This window comes from Pilimelia columellifera subsp. columellifera, assembly GCF_039532605.1.
Taxonomy (GTDB): Bacteria; Actinomycetota; Actinomycetes; order Mycobacteriales; family Micromonosporaceae; genus Pilimelia; species Pilimelia columellifera.
In genome coordinates, this window is record NZ_BAAARY010000002.1 from 1 (window position 1) to 22,763 (window position 22,763).

General features: G+C 70.7%; 25 protein-coding genes. 7 read left to right on the top strand and 18 right to left on the bottom strand.

From position 1 onward, the window contains the following. Window positions 1-206: 206 nt before the first annotated feature. Window positions 207-410 (top strand): transposase family protein, encoded by a 204-nt coding sequence (locus tag ABD287_RS18500; protein WP_425565485.1) that lies wholly within the window; start codon window positions 207-209, stop codon window positions 408-410. A 35-nt stretch (window positions 411-445) separates the two neighbouring features. Here the strand turns inward: ABD287_RS18500 and ABD287_RS02940 are convergent, their stop codons facing one another. The 11 genes from ABD287_RS02940 to ABD287_RS02990 form a co-directional block, all read right to left on the bottom strand. Then, complete coding sequence (locus tag ABD287_RS02940; RefSeq protein ID WP_344167776.1) at window positions 446-1,492, bottom strand: sensor histidine kinase; 1,047 nt, start codon at window positions 1,490-1,492, stop codon at window positions 446-448. After that, window positions 1,489-2,169, bottom strand: a complete 681-nt coding sequence (locus tag ABD287_RS02945; RefSeq protein ID WP_344167779.1) for a response regulator transcription factor — start codon at window positions 2,167-2,169, stop codon at window positions 1,489-1,491. Before ABD287_RS02945 ends, ABD287_RS02940 begins: the two co-directional genes overlap by 4 nt. Window positions 2,170-2,240: 71 nt before the next feature. Continuing rightward, window positions 2,241-2,999 carry an FAD:protein FMN transferase gene (locus tag ABD287_RS02950; RefSeq protein ID WP_425565486.1) on the bottom strand — a complete coding sequence of 253 codons (759 nt, stop codon included), beginning with the start codon at window positions 2,997-2,999 and terminating at the stop codon, window positions 2,241-2,243. Continuing rightward, on the bottom strand, window positions 2,999-3,487 hold the full coding sequence (locus ABD287_RS02955; RefSeq protein ID WP_344167782.1) for an FMN-binding protein: 489 nt from the start codon (window positions 3,485-3,487) through the stop codon (window positions 2,999-3,001). Before ABD287_RS02955 ends, ABD287_RS02950 begins: the two co-directional genes overlap by 1 nt. A 25-nt stretch (window positions 3,488-3,512) precedes the next feature. Then, the gene (locus tag ABD287_RS02960) at window positions 3,513-5,033 is read right to left on the bottom strand and encodes a ferredoxin reductase family protein (RefSeq protein ID WP_344167785.1); all 1,521 of its coding nucleotides are present in this window, start codon (window positions 5,031-5,033) and stop codon (window positions 3,513-3,515) included. A gap of 140 nt (window positions 5,034-5,173) precedes the next feature. Continuing rightward, on the bottom strand, window positions 5,174-6,619 hold the full coding sequence (locus ABD287_RS02965; RefSeq protein ID WP_344167788.1) for a DUF7125 family protein: 1,446 nt from the start codon (window positions 6,617-6,619) through the stop codon (window positions 5,174-5,176). Beyond that, window positions 6,616-6,975, bottom strand: a complete 360-nt coding sequence (locus ABD287_RS02970) for a response regulator (RefSeq protein WP_344167791.1) — start codon at window positions 6,973-6,975, stop codon at window positions 6,616-6,618. The genes ABD287_RS02965 and ABD287_RS02970 overlap by 4 nt, the downstream gene beginning before the upstream one ends. 48 nt (window positions 6,976-7,023) lie before the next feature. Then, complete coding sequence (locus ABD287_RS02975) at window positions 7,024-7,557, bottom strand: hypothetical protein (RefSeq protein WP_344167794.1); 534 nt, start codon at window positions 7,555-7,557, stop codon at window positions 7,024-7,026. A 164-nt stretch (window positions 7,558-7,721) separates the two neighbouring features. After that, window positions 7,722-9,677, bottom strand: a complete 1,956-nt coding sequence (dxs, locus tag ABD287_RS02980) for a 1-deoxy-D-xylulose-5-phosphate synthase (RefSeq protein WP_344167797.1) — start codon at window positions 9,675-9,677, stop codon at window positions 7,722-7,724. Between the two features lie 73 nt (window positions 9,678-9,750). Next, window positions 9,751-11,004, bottom strand: a complete 1,254-nt coding sequence (locus ABD287_RS02985) for a class I SAM-dependent RNA methyltransferase (protein ID WP_344167800.1) — start codon at window positions 11,002-11,004, stop codon at window positions 9,751-9,753. Beyond that, window positions 11,001-13,079 carry an APC family permease gene (locus ABD287_RS02990; protein WP_344167803.1) on the bottom strand — a complete coding sequence of 693 codons (2,079 nt, stop codon included), beginning with the start codon at window positions 13,077-13,079 and terminating at the stop codon, window positions 11,001-11,003. Before ABD287_RS02990 ends, ABD287_RS02985 begins: the two co-directional genes overlap by 4 nt. Before the next feature lie 256 nt (window positions 13,080-13,335). On the opposite strand from ABD287_RS02990, the gene ABD287_RS02995 reads away from it, so the two are divergent. Together ABD287_RS02995 and ABD287_RS03000 are read left to right on the top strand one after the other, a co-directional pair. Next, window positions 13,336-14,001: a potassium channel family protein gene (locus ABD287_RS02995; protein ID WP_344168550.1), complete on the top strand. Its 666-nt coding sequence runs from the start codon at window positions 13,336-13,338 to the stop codon at window positions 13,999-14,001. Between the two features lie 2 nt (window positions 14,002-14,003). After that, the gene (locus ABD287_RS03000; protein WP_344167806.1) at window positions 14,004-14,672 is read left to right on the top strand and encodes a potassium channel family protein; all 669 of its coding nucleotides are present in this window, start codon (window positions 14,004-14,006) and stop codon (window positions 14,670-14,672) included. Window positions 14,673-14,696: 24 nt separating this feature from the next. Here the strand turns inward: ABD287_RS03000 and ABD287_RS03005 are convergent, their stop codons facing one another. Genes ABD287_RS03005 through dut form a run of 4 tightly spaced genes read right to left on the bottom strand, consistent with a single transcriptional unit; the run spans window position 14,697 to window position 16,868 of the window. Next, window positions 14,697-15,380 carry a DUF3159 domain-containing protein gene (locus ABD287_RS03005; protein WP_425565487.1) on the bottom strand — a complete coding sequence of 228 codons (684 nt, stop codon included), beginning with the start codon at window positions 15,378-15,380 and terminating at the stop codon, window positions 14,697-14,699. Beyond that, window positions 15,377-15,748: an OB-fold nucleic acid binding domain-containing protein gene (locus tag ABD287_RS03010; RefSeq protein WP_344167809.1), complete on the bottom strand. Its 372-nt coding sequence runs from the start codon at window positions 15,746-15,748 to the stop codon at window positions 15,377-15,379. Before ABD287_RS03010 ends, ABD287_RS03005 begins: the two co-directional genes overlap by 4 nt. Beyond that, window positions 15,745-16,389 carry a DUF3710 domain-containing protein gene (locus tag ABD287_RS03015; RefSeq protein ID WP_425565488.1) on the bottom strand — a complete coding sequence of 215 codons (645 nt, stop codon included), beginning with the start codon at window positions 16,387-16,389 and terminating at the stop codon, window positions 15,745-15,747. Before ABD287_RS03015 ends, ABD287_RS03010 begins: the two co-directional genes overlap by 4 nt. Beyond that, window positions 16,386-16,868, bottom strand: coding sequence for a dUTP diphosphatase (dut, locus tag ABD287_RS03020; RefSeq protein ID WP_344167812.1), 483 nt, complete (start codon window positions 16,866-16,868; stop codon window positions 16,386-16,388). Before dut ends, ABD287_RS03015 begins: the two co-directional genes overlap by 4 nt. A gap of 91 nt (window positions 16,869-16,959) precedes the next feature. Here dut and ABD287_RS03025 point away from each other — a divergent pair, with 91 nt between their 5' ends. After that, window positions 16,960-17,457 (top strand): DUF3093 domain-containing protein, encoded by a 498-nt coding sequence (locus ABD287_RS03025; protein WP_344167815.1) that lies wholly within the window; start codon window positions 16,960-16,962, stop codon window positions 17,455-17,457. Here ABD287_RS03025 and ABD287_RS03030 read toward each other — a convergent pair. Beyond that, window positions 17,405-18,193, bottom strand: coding sequence for a hypothetical protein (locus tag ABD287_RS03030; RefSeq protein ID WP_425565489.1), 789 nt, complete (start codon window positions 18,191-18,193; stop codon window positions 17,405-17,407). The two genes, ABD287_RS03025 and ABD287_RS03030, sit on opposite strands and share 53 nt — an antisense overlap. Continuing rightward, window positions 18,180-18,476 (bottom strand): DUF4193 domain-containing protein, encoded by a 297-nt coding sequence (locus ABD287_RS03035; protein WP_344167818.1) that lies wholly within the window; start codon window positions 18,474-18,476, stop codon window positions 18,180-18,182. The genes ABD287_RS03030 and ABD287_RS03035 overlap by 14 nt, the downstream gene beginning before the upstream one ends. Window positions 18,477-18,824: 348 nt before the next feature. On the opposite strand from ABD287_RS03035, the gene ABD287_RS03040 reads away from it, so the two are divergent. Further along, complete coding sequence (locus tag ABD287_RS03040; protein ID WP_344167821.1) at window positions 18,825-19,361, top strand: LytR C-terminal domain-containing protein; 537 nt, start codon at window positions 18,825-18,827, stop codon at window positions 19,359-19,361. Window positions 19,362-19,369: 8 nt separating this feature from the next. On the opposite strand, the gene ABD287_RS03045 is transcribed toward ABD287_RS03040, so the two are convergent. Continuing rightward, window positions 19,370-20,179, bottom strand: a complete 810-nt coding sequence (locus ABD287_RS03045) for an inositol monophosphatase family protein (RefSeq protein ID WP_344167824.1) — start codon at window positions 20,177-20,179, stop codon at window positions 19,370-19,372. 329 nt (window positions 20,180-20,508) lie between these two features. On the opposite strand from ABD287_RS03045, the gene ABD287_RS03050 reads away from it, so the two are divergent. Together ABD287_RS03050 and ABD287_RS03055 are read left to right on the top strand one after the other, a co-directional pair. Continuing rightward, the gene (locus ABD287_RS03050) at window positions 20,509-22,023 is read left to right on the top strand and encodes an RNA polymerase sigma factor (protein WP_344167827.1); all 1,515 of its coding nucleotides are present in this window, start codon (window positions 20,509-20,511) and stop codon (window positions 22,021-22,023) included. Between the two features lie 443 nt (window positions 22,024-22,466). After that, window positions 22,467-22,694, top strand: a complete 228-nt coding sequence (locus tag ABD287_RS03055) for a DUF7455 domain-containing protein (protein WP_344167830.1) — start codon at window positions 22,467-22,469, stop codon at window positions 22,692-22,694. Window positions 22,695-22,763: the final 69 nt, after the last annotated feature.

Here is a 22,763-nt window from a genome sequence, read left to right on the forward strand (position 1 = left end):
CTTTAGAAGGACCTACTTCCTACCGGGGCGCCGCGTCTCCATCTTGGACCCCGAGCCGGTCGGCGTGTCGCCACCTACGTCACCTTCTGTGACCAAAGGGTTGCCCGGAAAGGCTCATTCGACAGGTAGCGACATTCGAAATTAGTCAGGTTCATTGAGGCTTATTCAGGGGCACGCTGAGGCAGGCCGGCGGCACCCCAACTCAGATGCTTACGCCTATCAAGAAGCCGGCGTTCCGTGAGCTACTCGGCTGGGACGAGGAGTACAACTCCGGAATCAACGGAGTCCGATGGGTGATCGAGCAAGTCATTGCGTATCTTAAGACTTGGCGGACCCTCCACGTCGGCTATCGTCGCCCAATCGAAACATTTCGAGAAACGATTTCTGTAGTTGTGGCGCTTCAGTTCTAGAAGCTCGCCGCTGAATAAGCCTCTATGTGCCTTCGTCAGGCCAGTGGGAGGCGCACCGTCACCTTCAGGCCGCCCTCGGGCGCTGGGTGGGCCTCGGCGCTGACGGTCCCGCCGTGCGCGTCGCACACTGCCCGCACAATGGACAGTCCGAGCCCCGACCCACGCGCCCCGGTCCGCTCCCGACCCCCGCGCCGGAACGGCTCGAACAGCCCCGGCACGTCCCGCTGCGCCACCTCGAACCCGGAGTTGCCGACGACGAGCTGCGCCGCCCCGTCCACGATGCCGGTGTGGACCCAGAGCCGCCCGTGCAGGTGGTTGTAGCGGACGGCGTTCTCGATGAGGTTTCCGGCCAGCCGCCCGAGCAGGTCGGGGTCGCCGGCGACCGTCGCCGGGGCGAGGTGCTCGTCGACGTGGATCTGCACCCGGTCGATCTCGCGGCGCATCGCGGCGAGCGCCCCGCCGACCCCGTCGGCCAGGTCGGTCGGTTCGCGTCGGGCCAGGCCGCGGCTGGCCTGGGCTTCGCTGCGGGCGAGGACGAGGAGCGCGTCGACGAGTCCGTTGGCGCGTTCGGAGGCGTCGCGGACGATGGTGGCCATCCGGCGTAGGTCGGCGGCGTCGGCGTCGGGGTCGGAGAGGGTGACGTCGATTTCGGTGCGCATGACGGCCAGCGGGGTGCGTAGTTCGTGGGAGGCGTTGGCGACGAAGCGTTTCTGGGTCTCGAACGATTGACCGAGCCGGTCGAGCATGGCGTCGAAGGTGCCGGCGAGTTCGGCGATCTCGTCGTTGGCGCCGCGGTAGCCGATGCGCTGGTCGAGGGTTTGTTCGCTGAGCCGGCGGGCGGTGGCGGTGACGTGGTGGATGGGGCGCAGGGCGCGTCCGGTGAGCAGGTAGCCGGCGACGGTGCCGGCGGCGCTGATGACGACGAACGCGGCGACGGCTTCGAGGAGAACGGCTTGTTCGAGGTCGCCGAAGGCCCAGGCGAGCAGCAGGAGGATGAGCCCGGCGTCGACGACGAGGAAGCCGATAAGGAGGGTGAGCCGTAGTCGCAGGCTGGGCTGCCACCAGGCGGGGCGGGGGGTCATAGGGCTCCTGCGGCGGGTGGGACGACGAGCCGGTAGCCGGCGCCGACGACGGTGTCGATGAGGGGCGGGTCGCCGAGTTTGCGGCGCAGGGTGCGCATGGTGACCCGGACGATGGTGGTGAACGGGTCGGTGTTGGCGTCCCAGACCCGTTCGAGCAGCTCTTCGCTGGAGACGACGGCGCCGTCTGCTTTGAGCAGCTCGGCGAGAACGCCGAATTCTTTGTTGGTGAGCTCGATCGGGGCGCCAGCGCGGGTGACAAGGCGTTTGGCGGGGTCGAGAGTGAGGTCGGCGGTTTCCAGGACAGGCGGGGCGGCGGGGGTGGCCCGCCGGCCGAGGGCCCGGACGCGGGCGACGAGTTCGTCGAAGGCGAAGGGTTTGGGCAGGTAGTCGTCGGCGCCAAGGCCCAGGCCCTCGACGCGGTCGGCGACGGCGCCGCTGGCGGTGAGCATGATGACCCGGGTGAGGGCGCCGGAGGCGACGATCTCGGCGCACAGGTCGTCGCCGTGGACGCCGGGCAGGTCCCGGTCGAGGACGAGGACGTCGTATCGGGTGACGAAGGCCATTTCGTGGCCGGTGTCGCCGTCGTAGGCGACGTCGACGGCCATGCCGTGGCGGCGTAGCCCCCGGGCGATGGCGTCGGCCAGGTTCCGCTCGTCTTCGACCACCAGCACACGCATCCGGTCAGCTTCCCCTATCGCCGGTGAGCCCCCGGTGAGCCGGGGCGGTCGCGGGGACGATAGCTGAGTGGTCAGGCCGCCAGGGCTGCGACCGGCAGGCGCCGTGACGTGAATGCTTTGCCGTCGCTGGCGACGGTGGCGCTGGAGTAGCCGGCGGGGTCGAGGCCGGCGAGCCAGCGCAGGCCGGCGTCGCCCATGGCCATCGCCGCGGTGGCGTACGCGTCGGCGCGGCCGAGGTCGGGTCCGACGACGGTGACCGAGCGCAGGTCGGTGGCGGGGCGGCCGCGCACCGGGTCGATGACGTGCTCGCCGCGCTCGTAGACCCCGGAGGTGGCGACGGCGAGGTCGTGGCCGCTGATCACCCAGGCGACCTTGTCTGCTTTCCAGGGGTGCCGGACGCCGATCCGCCACTCCCAGCCCGGGGCCGGTCCGCCGCGGGTCCGGATGTCGCCGCCGGCGTTGATGCAGTGGTTGGTGGAGCCGTTGGCGGCGAGCCAGCGGGAGGCGACCTCGACCGACCAGCCTTTGACGTAGCCGGAGGGGTCGATCCGCCCGGTGGCGTGGACGTCGAAGTAGCCTTCGGTCTCGCGCCACAGGTCGGAGCAGGTGATGAGCACCTGGCGCAGGTCGGCGGAGCAGTCGGCGACGGTCAGCTCGCCGCGCTGCATCCGGTTGACTTCGCTGTCGTCCTTGTAGGTGCTGAAGCGGCGGTCGACCTCGTGCAACCAGGCGACGGTGTGGTCGACCAGGCTCGCCAGGGTCGCCGTGGGCAGGTCGTCGGCCAGCTCGATGCTGACGGCGGTTCCCATGACCTGTTCGACGTGGCGCATCAGAGCCCGGCCCTGTCGATGGCGGCCTGGAGTGACTTGCGGTACGAGTCGCTGGTGTAGGTGGCGCCGGAGACGCTGTCGATGTCGGCGTCCTGGGCCTTGACCGCGGACTCGTTGAGCTGCGGGACGGCCGGCCCGTTGATCGCCGCGGACTGGCCCTCGTTCGGGTAGGCGGCGCTGGCTCTGGTGATCTCGCCGTCGGCGACCGTGATCGTCACCCGCACCGACCCGTAGGGGTTGGTGACGGTGTCGCCGCGGAACCTGCCGCTACGGCCGGACGACGAGTCACCCCCCGAATCGGCGGCGCTGGCGCCTCCGCTGGGCTTGCGGCCCGGCTTGGCGGGACGGTCGACCTGGTCGCTGTCGACCGGCTCGGTGGCTTGGGACCCGGTGGCCGCGACCGCCACCGGGGTGGCGCTCAGGCGTACCCCGAGCAGCATGGCGGCGCCGGCGAGCGTGCCGACGACGGCTGCGGTTGATCGACGCATCGAAACTCCTTGGGGTGGGGGTGTGCTAGAACTCGAACGGGTCCAGGTGGATCTGGCGGGCGGGGACCTGGAGACGGCGCAGCTTGGCGCACAGGTCGGTGACGAACCCGCCGGGTCCGCAGATGTAGATGTCGCGTTCGGCGATGTCGGGCACGTACCGGCCGAGGCCGCCCGGGGTGAACAGCTCCCGGGGCTCCTCGTCGTCGCGGGAGCCGAGCACGTAGCGGACCGTCATTCCGCGGCTGGTGGCCAGCTTGTCCAGCTCGGCCTTGAGAGCGAGGTCCTGTTCGGAGCGGGCGCGGTAGATGAGCACCGTGTCCTGCGGCATCTGCTCGCAGATGGCCCGGATCGGGGCGATGCCGCTGCCCACCGCCACCAGCAACGCCCGGTTGGTGGTGCGACGGTCGGCGGTGAAGACGCCGCTGGGCCCGTCGGCGAGCACCCGTGTGCCGGGGCTCAGCTCCCGGAGCGAGGCGGTGTGGCCGCCGACGGCGGTGACCGTGATCCGCAGGTGCCGGGGGTTGGGCGCCGCCGACAGCGAGAACGGGTGCGACTGCCACCAGCCGCCGCTGGTGAGGAACCGCCAGCGGAAGTACTGCCCGGCCTTGACGCCGATGTCGTCCAGGTGACGGCCGGTCAGATAGATCGAGAACGTGTCCGGCGACTCCTGGACGGTCTCGCTGACCCGCAGCTGGTGCCGGGCGTTGAACCACAGCGGCTCGATGAGCCGACCCCAGGCCAGGACGGCGATGGTGAGCGCGTACAGGGCGCTCCAGAACCAGTACGCGAAGCCGTTGGTGAGGTTCGCGCCGAGCGCGAACTGGTGGCCGAAGCCGAGCAGCAACGCCGCGTAGCCGCCCATGTGCAGGAAGTGCCACACCTCGTACGGCAGCAGCTTGCGGACGCCCCGGATGGCCAGCAGCGCCACCGCGACCAGCACCCCGGTGGACGCGGTGGCGCTGACCATGTCCTCCAGAGCGAGCATCTTCCACGCCTGCTCGGTGAGCGGGGTGCCCGTGGTCAGGCCGTATCCCCAGGTGATGAAGACCGCGTGGGCGAGGACAGCGACCAGCAGCGACGTGCCGATCCAGCGGTGCCAGCGCATGATGTCGCGACCGCCGACCCACTGCTCGATCCAGGCCACCCGGCTGGCCATCGCCACCTGCACGAGCAGCAGGTAGCCGCCGATCATGCCGGTGATCCGGCCGACGGCGATGGCGATGTCGCTGGTGGTGACGAGCGACCCGGGCGCGGTGTCGTACAGCCACACGGCGACGCTGGTGACGAGCATCCCCCAGAACAGCAGAATGACCAGCAGCCGGTTGCCCGCTGACTCCTCGGCGTGCAGCTTGTGCCGGATGATGTGGCGTTCGGCGGTGTCGTCGAACAGCTGGCCGACGCCCAGGCGGGGGGCGGCGCCGGGGACCGCGCGGCCGACCGCCGGTCCGCCGGGGCCCGCGCCGATCGGGCGCAGCGTACGCCGCGGCTCCAACCGGGCCGTCCGGACAGGGACCGCCCGGGGGTAGGCCTTTGTCGCGCTGGACAAGTCGCGCCCCTTTGTTCGCTGACAGATGTCACAGCGAGGTACGGGCACGGAGGCGGCCGCGGTTCGACCAATGGCCCTTATTTCTTGGCCGACCGCCCCAACGGCCGCGTCAAAACGCCACGAAACTGACTTCGGGCGCCTTAGAGGGCGGCGGCGCCGTCCTGCCCGCGCAGGGCGCTCCAGCCCAACGTGCCGGTGACCTGGTCTAGGCGCTCACCCAGGGCGAAGCCCTCCGCGGTGATCTGGAACTGGTGCACGTCCTTGCTGTGGTCGCTGTTGCGCATCTTGACGATGCTCAGCGCCCGGCCGGTGCTCGACGCGAGTTCGATGTACCGCAACAGGATCACGTTGTGGAACAGGAACATGACGCCACCGACCGGCTCGGCGCTCGGCCCCAGGGTGGTGGTCTCGCTCGTGATGAGCAGCGAGGCGCCGGACGCCCGGATGAGCCCGGTGAGGGCGCGGGCATAGGCGGGGAAGCGCTCCAGCTCCCGGGCGGCATGGACCATCTCCGCCAGGCTGTCGATGACGACCCGACCGGTGCGCCTGCCTTCCAGCTCGCGACGGACGCCGGCGGCGAGCATGTCGAGGTCCAGGTCACCCAGAGGCACATGGTGGATGACCAGCTGCCCCTTGTCGACGGGCGTCTGGAGGTCCCAGCCGAACCCCGAAGCCATCTTGATCAGCTGCTCGGCGGTGTCCTGGAACGTGACGTAGAGGCAGCGTTCGCCCCGGTCCAGGCCCTCGACGACGAACCGCAGGCCGAGGATCGTTTTCCCGACCCCGGACGGTCCGAGCACCACGGTAGCCTCGCCAGCGCCGATCCCCCCGCCCATCAGCTCTCCGAGGCCGTCCACGCCGGCGCCGATCCGGCCGGTGACGGTGGCGGGGGCGCCGGTGTCAAGAGTTTCGATCCGCGGATAGAACGTGAAGCCGGCGGCGTCGATCCGGAAGGTGTGCTTGCCTTCGAGGTGGCGGGCGCCGCGCATCTTGATGATCCGCATCCACCGGCGGTCGATGGGTTCCCGCGGCTCGTACATGAGCTGGATGATGCTGTCAGCCAGGACGAACTCCGGGCCGCCGCGCATCTCGGCAGGGGTGTACTCCCCCACCAGCAACAGCGCGGTCTGGCTGTGCGCCAGCCGGCTGGTCAGGTCGTAGAACGCCGTCCGCAGCTGGCCGGCGTCGGTGAAGTCCCGCAGCACCCTGGCGCTGTCGATCACCACGAGGACGGGTCGCTCGTCCAGCACCTTGCGCACGATCTCGGCGACCACCGCCGACAGCCCCTCCCGCTCTTCCTCACGGATCAGGTCGCCCAGGTGCAGGTACTCCACCTTCGGCCCCAGCGCGTCCTGGTCGAAGAAGGAGAAGTGATCCAGATGCCTGACGATCTTGGAGTGCGGCTCTGAGAGTGTCGTGTAGTAGACCGCATGGTGACGTTCGGTGGCGGTGGCAAAGCAGATCTGCTGCGCCAGCACCGTCTTGCCTGTGCCGGGTGGTCCGGTCAGGACCGCTACACCGCCGGGCTCGATGCCCCCGCCGAGGATCGCGTCGAGACCAGGCACCCCGGTGGCGAGTCGCTTCATGATCGGCTCCCCTTATCGGTCAGCAGCGCGTCGCAGACGGCCACGAGCTGCTCGGGGCTGAACGGTTTACGGAGCACCGCGTCGGCTTCGGTGGCCAGGTGGGTGTCACCGGAGACGGCCACGATCGGGATCGCCGCGGTCACCGGGTCGGTGTGGAGCCGTTCGATCAGCTCCACGCCCCCCATCACCGGCATCATCATGTCGGTGACCACCAGGTCCGGCGGCGAGTCATGCGCCACGGCCATGGCCGTGGCGCCCTGATGGGCGTCCGTCACCTCGTAGCCAGCCCGTTCAAGGGCCCGCCGCAGGAGGAACCGCAGATCAGGCTCGTCGTCCACCACCAGCACCCTTGACACAGCACCGTCCTCCTCACTGTGCGCCGCCGAGACCACCCGTGCCGGCGGCTACGGCCGGGCGGAGTTCGCCGACCCGACGGACCGCAGCGGAGCGATCGGGCCGACGTCCACAGCCAGCTCGTACCTCGCGGCGGCGCGGAAGGTCGGGAATCCGTACTGCCCGGCGGTATCGATGATCACCTGGGTGGCGGTCGCCCCCAGGCGCGTCGGCTCCTCGACCCGGACGAAGCCCGTGCCGTGGGCGTTGGTCGTCGTGGTGGCGTCGAAGGTGTGGCAGTCGATGCCGTCGGACTGGATGAGCCGGACGAAGTACACGGTGTTCGGGGCGGCGGCGCGCAGGACCACGTCCGCCGAGACGGTGCTGCCGTTCGGAGACTGGTTCAGGGCGATGTCGCCCGGACCGAGCTGGCTGGGGTCGTCGCCCGGGAACGGTTCGAGACTGTCGCAGTAGATCACCGCGCCGGGGCCGACGAGTGGCTGTTTCACCGGAATGGGGACCGCCCCGGCCAGGGCCGGCGTGGCGGTGGCGGTCAGCGTCATGCTGACGATCCCGGCTGTCAGGACGAGCCTCGACGTTCGCACAGCTGCGCCTCTCTGCATGTGGGACCTCGCCTTGGTGCGGCATGGCCGCGCCGAGCCCGTCAGGTAACGCATGAAGACGCTAAACGGATGTACATGCCTATAGATCTGTTTTTATTGCATTTCACCCTTTACGGAAAAAGTCTGAAAAAAGTCCAACCTTGAAACTAGCTTTCGGCAGGCACCGAGACCGGCGCCACCCGATCATCCAAGGTCGACAGCCAGCCGGTGACGTCGCGGGCGACGTGCTGGGCGGTCAGCCCCAGGTCGGCGAGGATCTCGGCCCGGCTGCCGTGCCGGTGCCACCGGGCCGGGATGCCCAGATCCCGCAACGGCGTCCACACGTCGGCGTCGCGCATCGCCTTGGCCAGGGCGTCGCCGACGCCGCCGTCACGCACCCCGTCCTCGACGGTGACGACCAGTCGGTGCCCGGCGGCCAGCTGCACCAGCTCAGCCGGCGCCGGCCGCACCCATCGGGGGTCCACGACCGTGACGCCGTAGCCGTGCTCGCCGATCCGGGCGGCGGCCTCCACGCCGAGCTGCCCGAACGCCCCGACCGCCACGAGCAGCACGTCCTTCTGCCCGCTCTCGGCCAGCACATCCACCGGGCCGATCCGCCGGATCGCGGGCAGGTCTTTGCCGACCGATCCGGTCGGGAACCGCACGATCGTCGGACCGTCGATGGCGATTGCCTCGCGCAGCTCCTCACGCAGGGTGGCGGCGTCGCGGGGCGCGGCGATCCGCAGGCCCGGCACCACCCCGAAGACCGACATGTCCCACATGCCGTAGTGCGAGGGGCCGTCCGGGCCGGTGACGCCGGCCCGGTCCAGCACGAACGTCACCGGGAGCCGGTGCATCGCCACGTCCAGGAGCACCTGGTCGAAGGCCCGGTTGAGGAAGGTGGCGTAGACGGCCACCACCGGGTGCAGACCGCCCAGGGCCAGGCCGGCGGCGGAGGTCACCGCGTGCTGCTCGGCGATGCCCACGTCATACGCCCGCCGCGGGTGCTTGCGGGCCAGTGTGGCGATGCCGGTCGGCTCCCCCATCGCGGCGGTGATGCCGACCACGTCGGGGCGCTCGTCGGCGATCGCCGTCAGCTCCTCGGCGAAGACATGGGTCCACTTCACCGACGGGGCGGCCAGCAGTTTGCCGGTGCCGGCGTCAAACGCGCCGGGGCCGTGGAAGCAGTCCGCCTCGTCCTCCTCGGCCGGACGGTAGCCGTAGCCCTTGCGGGTCACCGCGTGCACGATGACCGGGCCGCCGAAGCCCTTGGCCCGCCGCAGCGCGGACTCCAGCGCCTCGATGTCGTGCCCGTCCACCGGGCCGACGTACTTGAGTCCCAGGTCCTCGAACATGCCCTGCGGGGCGATGGCGTCCTTGATGCCCTTCTTGACCGCGTGGAGCACCTCGTAGGCGGCCTTACCGACCACCGGGGTCTGGCTGAGCGTCTCCTTGACCCGATCCAGGGCCCGCTCGTACCCGGGGTTGAGACGCAGCGTCGCCAGGTGGTCGGCCAGGCCGCCGATGGTCGGGGCGTAGGAGCGGCCGTTGTCGTTGACGACGATGACGACCGGGTTGCCGGCCCCGGCGATGTTGTTGATCGCCTCCCAGCACATGCCGCCGGTGAGCGCCCCGTCGCCGACGACGGCCACCACCGCGCGGTCCTCGCCACGCAGCGCGTACGCCTTGGCGAGGCCGTCGGCGTACGACAGGGCCGTCGAGGCGTGCGAGTTCTCGATGATGTCGTGCTCGCTCTCGGCGCGGCTCGGGTAGCCGGAGAGCCCGTCGCGCTGACGGAGCTGATCGAAGCCGTCCTGCCGCCCGGTGACGATCTTGTGGACGTATGCCTGGTGGCCGGTGTCGAACAGCAGCCGGTCCCGGGGCGAGTCGAAGACCCGGTGCAGGGCCAGAGTCAGTTCCACCACGCCCAGGTTCGGGCCGAGGTGGCCGCCGGTGCGCGACACCTTCGTGACCAGGAAGTCCCGGATCTCGGCGGCGAGCGCCGTGAGCTGCTCGGTCGTCATCCGGCGCAGGTCGCCGGGCTCGCGGACGGCGGACAGCTGGACGGCGGCGGGCAGCTCGCTACCCCCGCCGGCCGGGGCGGAGACCTCAGGTGCGCTCATGACTGGCGAGTCTATCCGGGCCCCGCCGCTGCTTGCCGGGGCTGAGCCGGCGCGACCACCTGGCCAGGCGGCGTCAGCCGGCGGGAGCGCCTGCCGGGGTGAACAGGGCCACGCACTCGACGTGGTGGGTCATCGGGAAGCAGTCGAAGGCGCGCAGCAGTTGCAGCTCCCAGCCCTGCTCGGCGAAGGTGCGCACGTCCCGGGCCAACGCGGCCGGGTCGCAGGCGACGTAGGCGATCGCCCGGGCGCCGCTGCCGGCCAACGCGCGCACCACCCGGGCCCCGGCGCCGGCCCGGGGCGGGTCGAGGATGACCAGGTCGGCGGCGCCGCGCAACGCCCGTTGCCGCAGCGCCGCTTCCACAGTGGCGTTGACGACCTTCACCCACGGCAGGTCGGCCAGGTTCGCGGCGGCGGCGACCGCCCCGCGCGGGTCGGCCTCGACGACCGTCACCGCCCCGGTCTCGCCGACCGTCTCCGCGATGGCGCCGGCGAACAGCCCGGTACCGCCGTACAGGTCCCAGACCACGTCGCCAGGTCGTGGGGCGAGCAACGCGGCGACGGCGGCGGTGAGCGCCTCGGCGGCGGCGGGGTGGACCTGCCAGAAGGCGCCGGCCGCAAGCTGCCAGGTTCGGCCGCTGGCGGTCTCGGTGAGCCGCTCGGGGCCCTCGACGACGTGGTGGTCGGCGATGACCGCCAGCTCGCCGGTGGAGGAGGCCGCCACCGAGATCGAGTCGACTCCCGGCCACGGGCGTTTGAGCACGTCGACGGCCTGGATGCTCGGGTGTGCGATCCGACAGTGATCGATCGGGACGATCTCGTTCGAGCGGTGCTTACGCAGGCCGGCGTGGTCGGAGGCGGCGACGGTGTACCGGACGCGGGTCCGCCAGCCCAGGCCGTCGATGTCGCCGGGCAGGGCGTCGACCCGGACGCCCAGGGCGTCGACCTGGTCGGCGTCGAGGCCGCCGAGGCGGGTCAGCTGCTCCTTGATGACCGCCGCTTTCATGGACCGTTGGCCAGGCAGGGCGACGTGCTGGAAGTCGCACCCGCCGCAGGCGTCCGGGCCCGACCACGGGCAGGGCGGCGCGACCCGGTCCGCCGACGACACGACGATCTCGATGGCGTCGGCCCGCAGGTAGCCGCGGTGGATCTCGGTGATCTCGGCGATGACCCGCTCGCCGGGGAGGGCGTGCCGGACGAAGACCACCCGGCCGGGCGCGGGGCCGAAGCGGGCCACACAGTGGCCGCCGTGCGCGACGGCCCCGACCGTCAGCTCCAGCCGGTCGCCCTCGACGAGCTCGATCTGGTCGTCGATCTGTTGGAGCGTCACCGTGCCACCTCGTCAGTCCTGGTCGTGGTGTCGGCGGCGCCGTCGCCGTCGATCCGGGTGGCGCCGTCGGCGGGGGCCGGGACGCCGGAGCGGGGGCCACGGGCCGGGGCGGTGACGCTGAGGTCACGGTCCATCCGGGCGAGGTCCCTGCCCGCGGCCGAGTGGAGTTGCCACGGCACGCTGGTGACCATAACGCCCGGCTCGAACAGCAGCCTGGTCTTGAGCCGGAACGCGCTCTGATTGTGCAACAGGTGTTCCCACCAGCGCCCGACGACGTACTCGGGGATGAAGACGGTGACGACATCCCGCGGGGAGCTGCGCCGGATCGACTTCACGTAGTCAATCGTCGGCCGGGTGATCTCCCGGTAGGGGGAGTCGACGACGGTGAGCGAGATCGGCACGCCCCGTCGGTCCCACTCGGCCTGTAGCGCCCTGGTGTCGTTGCTGTCGACGTTCACGGTGACCGCGGTGAGGGTGTCCGGCCGGGTCGCCCGCGCGTAGGCGACGGCCCGCAGGGTCGGCTGGTGCACCTTGCTCACCAGGACGATCGCGTGGTTGCGGGCCGGCAGCACCGGCGCGTCGTCGTCGGGCGCCAACTCGCGGGAGACCCGGTCGTAGTGCCGCCGGATCCCGATCATGAGCAGGTAGATGACGGCCATCGCCGCGATGGCGATCCACGCGCCGTTGGTGAACTTCGTGATGAGCACGATGACCAGGACCGTGCCGGTCATGGCCAGGCCGAAGCCGTTGATGGCCCGCGAGCGCCGCATCCGCCGCCGCGCGAACGGATCACGCTCGGTGCGCAGGCGCCGGTTCCAGTGCCGCATCATCCCGGCCTGGGACAGCGTGAACGACACGAAGACGCCGACGATGTAGAGCTGGATGAGCTTGGTGACCTCGGCCTGGAAAGCGATCATGAGGACGCTGGCGAAGACGGCCAGGAAGACGATGCCGTTGGAGAAGGCCAGCCGGTCGCCTCGGGTGTGCAGTTGCCGCGGCAGGTACCGGTCCTGGGCCAGGATGGAGCCGAGCACCGGGAAGCCGTTGAAGGCGGTGTTCGCCGCCAGGAACAGGATGAGCGCGGTCGCGCCGGCGATGAGGAACAGCAGCGCCGAGCCGGGCCCGAAGATCGTCTCGGCGAGTTCGGTGGTGACGGTCTTCTGCACGTAGTCCGCCGGCGCGCCGACCAGCTGGGCGGCCGGATCCTCGACGTGCTTGAGGCCGGTCGCCTGGGCGAGCAGCACGATGCCCACCATGATCGTGACGGCCAGGCCGCCGAGCAGCACCAAGGTCGTGGCGGCGTTGCGGCTCTTGGGCGGTTTGAACGCCGGGACCCCGTTGGAGATGGCCTCGACGCCGGTAAGCGCCGCGCAGCCGGACGAGAAGGCACGCAGCAGCAGGAACCCGAACGCCAGCGCCGTCAGGTGCTGCTCCTCGGCGGTGACCTCCAGCGCCGCGCTCGGCGCGCTGAGGTCGTGTCCCAGCACGACGATCCGCACGAATCCGGTGAGGATCATGCCGGCCATGAGGATGAGGAAGCCGTAGGTGGGGATGGCGAAGGCGGTTCCCGACTCGCGCACCCCGCGCAGGTTGACCGCGGTCAGCAGCAGCACCGCGAGGATGGCGATGCCCACCTTGTGGGTGGCCACCCAGGGCAGCACCGCGCCAAGGTTCGTCACGCCGGCGGCCACCGACACCGCGACGGTGAGGACGTAGTCGACGAGCAGGGCGCTGGCCACGACAAGGCCGAACCGCGGCCCGAGGTTGACCGTGACGACTTCGTAGTCGCCGCCGCCGGACGGGTAGGCGTGCACGTTCTGCCGGTAGCTGGCCACCACCGTCAACATGACCACGACGACCGCGAGCGCCACCCAGGGTGAGTAGAGGAAGGCGGCGGTCCCGGCGATGGACAGCGTCAGCAGGATCTCGTCGGGGGCGTACGCGACGCTGGAGAGGGCGTCGGAGGCGAACACCGGCAGCGCGAGCCGCTTCGGCAAAAGGGTGTGCTGCAACCGGTCGGACCGGAAGGGGCGCCCGAGAAGCAGGCGCTTGAGCAGCGAACTGGAACTGGCCACAAGGGGTAAGACTACGGCCGGCGCGGCGGCGGCGGGCGCCGACCGGGCGGGCGTCGGGAGGGCACGCGCGCGCCACGACGCCGCTGGCCGGACGGCGAACGCCGCGCGCTACCGGCCGGTGACCGAGAGATCGCGTACGACGGAAACCACAAGATCATGATTGGGCCGACGTTCGGGGGGCGCCCCGGTCATGGCAGGCTCGACCCCGGGACGTCCCGCGGCCGCCGGGACGCCGGCGCCACGGGAGGACTCGACGGTGTATGTCGTGATCATGGGGTGTGGCCGGGTGGGCTCCACCCTGGCGCACAATCTTGAAGAACGCGGGCACACCGTGGCGATCATCGACCAGGACCCCAACGCGTTCCGCCGGCTCGGCGCGGACTTCGCCGGCGTCACGATCACCGGCGTCGGGTTCGAACGCACCGTCCTCCAAGAGGCCGGCGCCGATCGGGCGGACGCCTTCGCCGCCGTCTCCAGCGGCGACAACTCCAACATCATCTCCGCCCGGCTGGCCCGCGAGCAGTTCGGCGTCGACCGGGTCGTGGCCCGCATCTACGACCAGAAGCGCGCCGAGGTGTACGAACGCCTCGGCATCCCGACGGTGGCGACCGTGCGGTGGACCGCCGACCGGATCATCCGCCACCTGGCGCCCGAGGGCGCCATCGAAACATACCGTGACCCGACCAGCACCGTCTCGATCATCGAAATGCCGCTGCACTCGGCCTGGCTCGGCCAGGCGGTCCGGTCCCTGGAGGACGCCGCCGGCGCGCGGGTGGCCTACCTGACCCGGTTCGGCGTCGGAGCGCTGCCGACCGTCTCGACCGTCCTACAGGACGGTGACCAGGTCTACATGCTCGTCACCGACGACATCGCCGGCGCCGTCACCGACGTGGCCGCCAACGAGCCCAAGGAGGTGCGCTGACCATGCGGGTCGCCATCGCCGGCGCCGGCAACGTGGGCCGGTCCATCGCCACCGAGCTGATCGGCAACGGGCACAGCGTCATGCTCATCGAACGCCAGCCCAAGGCGCTGCGTCCGGAACGCGTTCCTGAGGCCGACTGGGTCCTGGCCGACGCGTGTGAGCTGTCGAGCCTCCAGGAGGCCGACGTCGCCGGCTGCGACGTCGTTGTCGCCGCCACCGGCGACGACAAGGCCAACCTGGTGTTGTCGCTGCTGGCCAAGACCGAGTTCGGGGTGGCCCGGGTGGTGGCCCGGGTCAACCGGGCCGAGAACGAGTGGCTCTTCACCGAGCAGTGGGGCGTCGATGTCGCGGTGAGCAAGCCACGGCTGATGGCCGCGCTCGTCGAGGAAGCGGTGACGGTCGGGCAGCTGGTCCGGCTCATGACGTTCCGCCAGGGCCAGGCCAACCTCGTCGAGATCACCCTGCCGGCGGACTCGCCGGTCGAGGGCCGGGCGGTACGGGACGCCCCCCTGCCGCCCGACGCCGCCCTCGTGGCGATCGTGCGCGGCAACCGGGTCCTGGCGCCCACCCCCGACGACACCCTGGAACCGCGCGACGAACTGGTCTTCGTCTGCACCGTCGACGTCGAGGATCAGGTCCGCGCCGTCGTGCTCGGCCACCGGCTGACCTGACTAACCCGGGGCGTGGCCCGCCAGTCAGCCGGCGGGCGCTGTGGCTGGGTCCCGGCGGACCCTCCGGACGGTCCAGACCGTGACCGCCAGCAGCATGAGGTACGGCGGGTAGCCCAGCGCCAGCCGGGAAACCCCGAGCGCGGTCTCCATGTCAGCCAGGTAGAAGGCGTGCTGGACCGCGACCTTGGCCACCCAGACCACGCCCCAGAGAACGGTGAGCCACTGGAAGGCGCGCAGCAGCCGGGCGTCGTACAGCCAGTCCTTGCGGCCGCCGTTGACCAGCACCGACCACACCCAACCGACCATCGGCTTCCGGACGACGGCCGATCCGAGCAGGACCGCCGCGTAGGCGTAGCCGTAGTAGATGCCAGGCAGGTAGAAGTCCCTGGCCTCGCCGGAGCGCCAGGCCAGGACGGCCCCGATGCCGACGCCGAACAGTCCGTTCATGGCGTGTCGGATCGACCGGCGCTGGGTGAGCCGGTACCCGGCGATCGTCAGCGCGGCGGCGACCGAGGCGACGATCGCCACGGTCAGCCCGGACCGGCCCTGCATGTCGAAGACCGACTTGGTGACGACGTTGAGCACAACGAAGACGACGACCGGGATGCTGGATTCCAGCAGACCCTTCCAGCCGCCGAGCTGCTCGGCCATCTGCTCGCTGAGGCTGGGCAGCGGCGGTTCGGTCGCCGGCCGTGAGGTGCTGGTCACCGCGGCGGCTCCAGTTCGTAGATCGGGTTGTAAATGACCTTACGATCGTCGCGCAGCGCGATCCGGCCGCGAGCCGCGAGCGTGCGGCCGGGCTCGATGCCGGCGATCCGACGCCGTCCCAGCCAGACCAGGGTGACGACGTCGCTGCCGTCATACAGATCGGCCTCCAGCGTCGGCAACTGAGCCCGCGGGCTGTAGACCACCGTCCGCAACCGGCCGGAGACGCTGGCGAGCTGGCCACGTTGGCACTGCCGGGCCGGCATGCAGCCGGACGCCATGGCGCCACGTTGCAGCTCCTCGGCGTCCAGCTCGTCCGGCGTGGCGGCCAGCCGTTTGATCCGGCCGCGCACGCCGCCGTCGCGGATCATGACCCGGCCGGCGCTCCGTCGACGCCCGCGGCCTCAGCGGCCTGCTGCGCCTGGGCGGACTCGACGACCTCACGGGGCAGCCGCAGGTCCAGCGGCTCGCGCACCGGCATGGCGTCCTGACCGCGGTCGACGACCAGCTCACGCAGGCAGGTCGTCAGCGACTGGGCCTGGTCGGGGGCGGCGGCGGCAAGGCCTTGGAAGACGCCCCGCACCATCCACCGCGGGCCGTCGATACCAACAAAACGGATATCCGCTGGGCCTTCCGGGCTCGGCACGACGGCCCGCAGCTCGACGCCGAACTCGCCGTCGTGCTCGGCTGCGGTGAGGCCGTCCTCCTTGAGCGAGGCGTGGATCTCCTCCCGGACCTCGTCCCAGATGCCCTCGGTCCGCGGGGCGGCGAACACGCCGATCTGCAAGGCGCTCTGCCCGTCGACCAGCAGGACCTGTTGGACGACGCCGTCCGGGTCGGCCTGGACTCGGACCTCGACGCCCTCGACGGCCGGCAGTCGCAGCGCGCCGAGGTCGAGCCGCTCAACGCCCTTGGGCGCCTGGCTGATGTCGTACGGGCCGCTCGTCGGCGCCGCCGGCCGCGCCGCCTGCGCGGCGGCCACGGGCTCGTCGCTACGTCGAGAGAATTTCACAATCCGAACCTTTCGTCTGCGACCGCCAGGCCCGAATGGCCTCCGGTCGACCCGTGACCGCCAGTGCCCCGACCGGAGCCGGGAAGTTCGTCAACGAGGTGGAAGTGTGCCCTTTCCACCTGCTGGACGACAAGCTGCGCGATCCGATCACCTCGGGCGATGGTCGCGACGTTCCGCTGGTCAAGGTTGATGAGGTTGACCTTGATCTCGCCACGGTAGCCGGCATCGACGGTACCCGGGGCGTTGAGCACGGTCACGCCATGCCGGGCGGCCAGCCCCGACCGCGGATGCACCAGCCCGACGTACCCGTACGGCAGCGCGACCGACATGCCGGTCCCGACCAGCGCGCGCTCCCCTGGCGCCAGCCGCAGGTCCTGGGCCGCGACCAGATCCGCGCCAGCGTCGCCCGGGTGGGCGTAGCGGGGCGCCGGCAGATCCGGATCCAGCCGTCGCAGCAGGATGTGAACGGGTTCGGTCATGCTGGCTCCTCACATGGTCTCCGGGCGTCGGCGCCTGGGATCGGGACGCAGGTCCACGGTCACCTGCCGGCGGCGCGTACGCTCACGCTTCGTGAGCGGCGAGCAGGCAGTGGCCAGGTATGTGGAGCGGCTCCGGGTGCCATGGTGGTGGTGGGTCGCGACCGCCATGCTCGCCGGGCTGTTCGCCGCCGAGCTGTGGCGGGGCGTGAACACCGTGCCGGCCTGGCTGCCGTTCGCGCTGGCGCTGGGCCTGGCCGCGGCCGGCCTGTGGTGGCTGGGGCGCATCGAGATCCGGGTGACCGACGACGAGCTTGTCGTGGACGACGCCCGGCTCCCGCTGACGGCGATCGCCGATGTCGTCCCGATCAACGCCGCCGGACGCCGTGAGCTGCTCGGGCCCGCCGCCGACCCGATGGCGTTCGTCATCCAACGGCCGTGGCTGCCGACGGCGGCGCAGGTGCTGCTGGACGATCCGGCCGACCCGACCCCGTACTGGGTGATCAGCACGGCTCGTCCCGTGGAGCTGGCTGCCGCGGTCACGGCTGCCCGGGCCGCGGCGTCATCTCCGGGCGGGTCGGGCCGTCGGTGACGGCGGGTCGCCGCCGACGAAGGTCGTCGCGGACCCGCTGGCCAAGGGCGCGGGTGGCTCGCTGATTGAGGTAACTGGCCACCGCCGCGCCGGTCAGGAACGGCCCCAGGGTGGTGAGGTTGCGCCCGAGCCGTTTGAGGAGCTGGGCGCGGAGCTTGGTCCGGGCGGCCGTGCCCAGGACCGCGCCGGCGCCGGCGCCCGAAACCAGGGGATTGACGCCACGTTGCTGCGACCACGCCTGGAGCAGGGCGATCGCCCTCGGCGCGACGCCTTCGGGAAGCGGAATCCGATAGACCGAGTGCAGCTCGCCGACGAGCTTCAACTCGACCGCGACGACCCCGGCGGTCTCCGCGCCGAGGAGCACCGGAGCGGTCAGCAGGGTGGGCGGAACCGCCCACTCCACAGCGGCCACCCCACCGCATGCCGCGCCGATGCCGGCCGAGGCTCTGGCGGCGTTGCGGACGAGCCGATCGGCGAGGTCACCGCCGTCGAGCCCATCGTGGTGCTCGCGGAGTGTGGCCAGATCGCGGACGACGACGTGTCGGGCGAGGTCACCGACCACGTCCAGCAAGATTCCCGCGACGGCCCCGGGCCGGGCGGTCCAGGCCAGGCCGCGGCGACGCAGCTCGCCCACCATTGCGATGATCTTGGTCCGGCGGACGGCCGAACCAAGATCATCAGAGATCCGGGCGATCTCCGCCGCCCTGACCTGATCTGACTCGTCAGACGCACTCACGACAGATCAGCTCGCCGTTGCGCTCGGTCGCCAACTGGCTGCGGTGGTGCACCAGGAAGCACCGGGAGCACCGGAACTCGTCCTGCTGCATCGGCAGCACCTTGACAGTCAGCTCTTCATCGCCAAGATCGCCGTCAGGCAGCTCGAAGGTCTCGGCCGCCTCCGTCTCGTCGACGTCGACGGTGCCGGACTGAGCGTCCGTACGCCGGGCCTTGAGCTCCTCCAGGCTGTCTTCGCCGAGGTCGACTTCGTCGCGACGCGGTGCGTCGTAGTCGGTGGCCATCGGATGTCACTCTCCCGTATCGACGTCTCGCCGTGGACGCAGTGCCGGACGGCGATGTTCCCATGCTCACCCCGCCGAAGCGGGGTTTTCTCGCCAGACTTGACGCCCGCCAGAAAAGGCCCAGCGAGCGCGGTACCTTACCCCTCCCGTGGGAGAGATGTACGCCCGCCGGGCCCTAGTTGTTCCCGATGTGACTCAGGCGACACCAAGGTAGGGGCGCCGATCCACTCCGCCATGATGCCGCGCCGGTGACGGCCGGCGTTTCGCCGATGTGACCAACGAGGCGCTAGCCTCGGCAGGGACGGGGCCGGACCGTAGAACAGCTGAATTCGCTCGGGGGCGACACAAATGAGCTTCGCACGCGTACGGGCGCTTGCCGTGGTGGCCATCCTGGCCGTCTCCGCGGTGATCTTCGTGACGATCGCGCTGGTACGGGACAGGCAGAGCGGCGCGGCGGCCGACCAGGGCTGTCCTGAGGGCTGGCCGCGCGCCGATCTCGAGCTGCCCGTCCCGGAGCAGGTGAAGATCCGCGTGTACAACGGCACCGCGATCCCCGGACTCGGCGAGCAGGTGGCGACCGACTTCGCCAACCGCAAGTTCCAGGTCGACAAGAAGGTCGCCACCGCGAGCAAGAAGTTCAGCGGGGTGGCGCTGCTGCGGTACGGGCCGGGCGGCGTCGGGTCGGCGCACCTGCTGCGGGCCTACTTCCTCACCGCCAGCCGCAGCTACGACCCGAAGATCAAGGGACGACTGGTCGAGGTCACCGTCGGCGAGGACTTCCAGAAGCTCGGCACCACCACCGAGGTCAACCAGTCCATCGCGATCCTCGGCGAGCCGCCGCTGCCGGACCGCGCCTGCGAGCTGCCAAAGGCCAAGCGTCCCTGACCGCGCGCTCACGGGCCGCCGGCGGCGTCCAGCTCGGTCAACAGCGCCGCCAGCGGCTGATGTAACGCCGGTGGCGCGGCCATGACCATCGTCGGGCCGGCCGGCAAGCCGCCCAGCCCGGACACCGTCAGGCCCGCCTCGGCGGCGACGAGACCGCCCGCCGCGTGGTCCCAGGCCGCCAGGCCCTTCTCGTAGTAGGCGTCCAACGCGCCCTCGGCGGTGAGGCAGAGATCGAGGGCCGCCGCGCCGAAGCGGCGGATGTCGGCGACCCGCGACAGCAGCCCGGCCACCACCCGGCCCTGGTGGGCTCGGCGGTCCGCCTCGTAGCCGAAGCCGGTGCCCACGACGGCCCGGGCCAGCTCCCGACGCGTCGAGCCGGTCAACCGGCGGCCGTTCTTGTGGGCGCCGGCGCCGCGAACCGCCGTCCACTGGTCGCCGGTGGCCGGGTTTCGCACGACGCCGGCGACGACAACGCCGGCGACCTCGGCGGCGACTGACACGGCGTAGTAGGGCAGCCCGAGCGCGTAGTTCACCGTGCCGTCGATCGGGTCGACGATCCAGCGCACCGGGCCGGCCCGCCCGGCGGCCCCGTACTCCTCGCCCATCACGGCGTCATCCGGTCGTAGGCGCCCCAGCTCGGCCACGATCCCACGCTCGACCGCCCGGTCGGCGGCCGTGACAATGTCCGAGACCGTCGACTTGCTCGACACGCCCGAGACGCCGACGGCGCGCATCCGACTGGCGGTAGCCGCAGCCGTCTCCGCGAGGCCGACCGCGATCCGCAACAACTTCTTCCCGTCAGGCGCCGCGCCGTTCATCGAGTGCCTCCTTGGTCGCGCGTAACATCCTGGCAGGGCCGGCAGAACCGCGTTGACGCAGGTCGACGTGGGTTCATCGACCCTGTCGGCGTGCGCAGCGGGCCCGCTGCCGCGCTCGACGCTACAATTCACGACTGTCCCACGGCGTGGGCGACGGCCACCCGGTCAACGACGCCGCCGAATCGGCCGTCAGACGCTGATTTCGGCCGGCGCGGTGAGTCGGCCCCGGTCGTCGCCGGCGACCTGGGACGGCCACAAGCATCCTTGGGGTCGCTTCACGCTTAACGGCCGTGCGGCCGTGCTCGCTCATTGCATCCGGAAGGTCTTTCGTGACTGAAGCCCGCCAGACCGGCGCCGACGTTCGCTCGATCACCGACGTCCTGATCGCCCATGCCGAGCAGGCCGGCGGTCAGTTGACGTCCGCGCAGGTGGCCCGGACGGTCGAGTCGGCCGACGTCACACCCACCCAAGCCAAGAAGATCCTTCGAGCGCTCGCCGAGGCCGGCGTGACGGTGGTGGTCGACGGCTCCGCCAGCACCCGTCGTCGGGTGACGGCGGCCCGCTCGTCCACCCCGGCGTCGAAGGCGACCACCGCCAAGGCCACCAAGGCGACGGCCCGCAAGGCCGCCCCGAAGGAGTCAGCCGACGAGGCGGCCGCCGCGGCCCCGGCCAAGGCGACGAAGGCCGCCAAGGGCACGAAGGCCGCCCCGGCGAAGGCCGCCAAGGGTAAGCCCGGCGAGCCCGGCGAGCCGGACGTCGATCCGGAAGCGCTGGCGGCCGAGATCGAGGACGTCGTCGTCGAGGAGCCCGTCGAGCTGGCCAAGGCCGCGGAGGCGGACGCCGTCAAGGACAGCAACGACTTCGAGTGGGACGACGAGGAGTCCGAGGCGCTTAAGCAGGCCCGGCGGGACGCCGAGCTGACCGCCTCCGCGGACTCGGTGCGCGCCTACCTCAAGCAGATCGGCAAGGTACCGCTGCTCAACGCCGAGCAGGAGGTGGAGCTGGCCAAGCGGATCGAGGCCGGCCTCTACGCCACCGAGCGCCTACGGGCGGTCGACGAGGGCGAGGAGACCCTGGCCCCGCAGCTGCTCCGTGACATGAAGTGGATCACACGGGACGGCGACCGGGCCAAGAACCACCTCCTGGAGGCCAACCTGCGCCTGGTCGTGTCGCTGGCCAAGCGCTACACCGGTCGTGGGATGGCCTTCCTCGACCTCATCCAGGAAGGCAACCTGGGCCTCATCCGGGCGGTCGAGAAGTTCGACTACACCAAGGGTTACAAGTTCTCCACCTACGCCACCTGGTGGATCCGCCAGGCAATCACCCGGGCCATGGCCGACCAGGCGCGGACGATCCGAATCCCGGTCCACATGGTCGAGGTGATCAACAAGCTCGGCCGCATCCAGCGCGAGCTTCTCCAGGATCTGGGCCGCGAGCCCACCCCGGAGGAGCTGGCCAAGGAGATGGACATCACCCCGGAGAAGGTGCTGGAGATCCAGCAGTACGCCCGGGAGCCGATCTCGCTCGACCAGACCATCGGCGACGAGGGCGACAGCCAGCTCGGCGACTTCATCGAAGACTCCGAGGCCGTCGTGGCCGTCGACGCGGTCTCGTTCTCGCTGCTCCAGGACCAGCTCCAGCAGGTGCTCCAGACGCTGTCGGAGCGGGAGGCCGGCGTGGTCCGGCTCCGCTTCGGCCTCACCGACGGGCAGCCGCGCACCCTGGACGAGATCGGCCAGGTGTACGGGGTGACCCGGGAGCGGATCCGGCAGATCGAGTCCAAGACGATGTCGAAGCTGCGGCACCCGTCGCGTTCGCAGGTGCTCCGCGACTACCTGGACTGATCGCCGGGCCGGGCGCCGGGGCGGTTGCGCCGTGGGCGCCCGGGCCAGGGGCCGGCGGGGAAACGGACACTCCCTGTTTATGTGATGAACAGCACGATCACCGGTCCTATGCCGCTGCGGAGCGTTATCAAGGCGAAAAGGCAAAGTTGATCGACTCGGGCCACATGTCCAGCGGGTCTCCGGTGTGAACCACCGGTTAATTTCTTTACATTGGGTAATACCTTGATTACCCAATGTTCATTTGGACGTGTGGACAGCCCCCGATCAACCAACTGATCCTTGACGTGCCACCCTTGTCGCACGGCAGACTGTCGACCTGATGTGATGTCGGTCCCTCCGATGCCACCCGGGAACGCCGACGGCCAAGCCGGCGTTGAACCATGACGATGAGCCAAATGACGCCGAGAGACGTGTTCATCGGTGACGACCCGAGGAGGAAGGCGATGACCCCAACCCTCACGCCGCCCGAGACGGTGGCCCCACCAGCCGCCGATGAACGGTGTGACCGCTGCAACGCCGCCGCCAAGCTACGCATCATGCTGGCTGGCGGGGGTGAGCTGGTGTTCTGCGGCCACCACGCCAATAAGTTCGCCGACAGCCTGGTCGAGACCGCGGTCCAGTACGCGGCAGACCCCGAGTTCACCTGGCGTGGCGCCAACCACAAGGGCTAGCCACCGCCACTACGACGAGCCGGACGATCGCCCGCGAGGGTGGCCGTCCGGCTCGTCGTAGTGGGACCG

Excerpts from the sequence above, each read along its gene's own strand:
- dxs (WP_344167797.1), bottom strand. The coding sequence starts at position 9,677 with ATGAGCGCACCTGAGGTCTCCGCCCCGGCCGGCGGGGGTAGCGAGCTG.
- ABD287_RS03045 (WP_344167824.1), bottom strand. The coding sequence starts at position 20,179 with ATGAACGGCGCGGCGCCTGACGGGAAGAAGTTGTTGCGGATCGCGGTC.
- ABD287_RS02940 (WP_344167776.1), bottom strand. The coding sequence starts at position 1,492 with ATGACCCCCCGCCCCGCCTGGTGGCAGCCCAGCCTGCGACTACGGCTC.
- ABD287_RS03055 (WP_344167830.1), top strand. The coding sequence starts at position 22,467 with ATGACCCCAACCCTCACGCCGCCCGAGACGGTGGCCCCACCAGCCGCC.
- ABD287_RS02945 (WP_344167779.1), bottom strand. The coding sequence starts at position 2,169 with ATGCGTGTGCTGGTGGTCGAAGACGAGCGGAACCTGGCCGACGCCATC.
- ABD287_RS02965 (WP_344167788.1), bottom strand. The coding sequence starts at position 6,619 with ATGAAGCGACTCGCCACCGGGGTGCCTGGTCTCGACGCGATCCTCGGC.
- ABD287_RS02950 (WP_425565486.1), bottom strand. The coding sequence starts at position 2,999 with ATGCGCCACGTCGAACAGGTCATGGGAACCGCCGTCAGCATCGAGCTG.
- ABD287_RS18500 (WP_425565485.1), top strand. The coding sequence starts at position 207 with ATGCTTACGCCTATCAAGAAGCCGGCGTTCCGTGAGCTACTCGGCTGG.
- ABD287_RS03010 (WP_344167809.1), bottom strand. The coding sequence starts at position 15,748 with ATGATCCGCGACGGCGGCGTGCGCGGCCGGATCAAACGGCTGGCCGCC.
- dut (WP_344167812.1), bottom strand. The coding sequence starts at position 16,868 with ATGACCGAACCCGTTCACATCCTGCTGCGACGGCTGGATCCGGATCTG.
- ABD287_RS03000 (WP_344167806.1), top strand. The coding sequence starts at position 14,004 with ATGCGGGTCGCCATCGCCGGCGCCGGCAACGTGGGCCGGTCCATCGCC.
- ABD287_RS03035 (WP_344167818.1), bottom strand. The coding sequence starts at position 18,476 with ATGGCCACCGACTACGACGCACCGCGTCGCGACGAAGTCGACCTCGGC.
- ABD287_RS02955 (WP_344167782.1), bottom strand. The coding sequence starts at position 3,487 with ATGCGTCGATCAACCGCAGCCGTCGTCGGCACGCTCGCCGGCGCCGCC.
- ABD287_RS03040 (WP_344167821.1), top strand. The coding sequence starts at position 18,825 with ATGAGCTTCGCACGCGTACGGGCGCTTGCCGTGGTGGCCATCCTGGCC.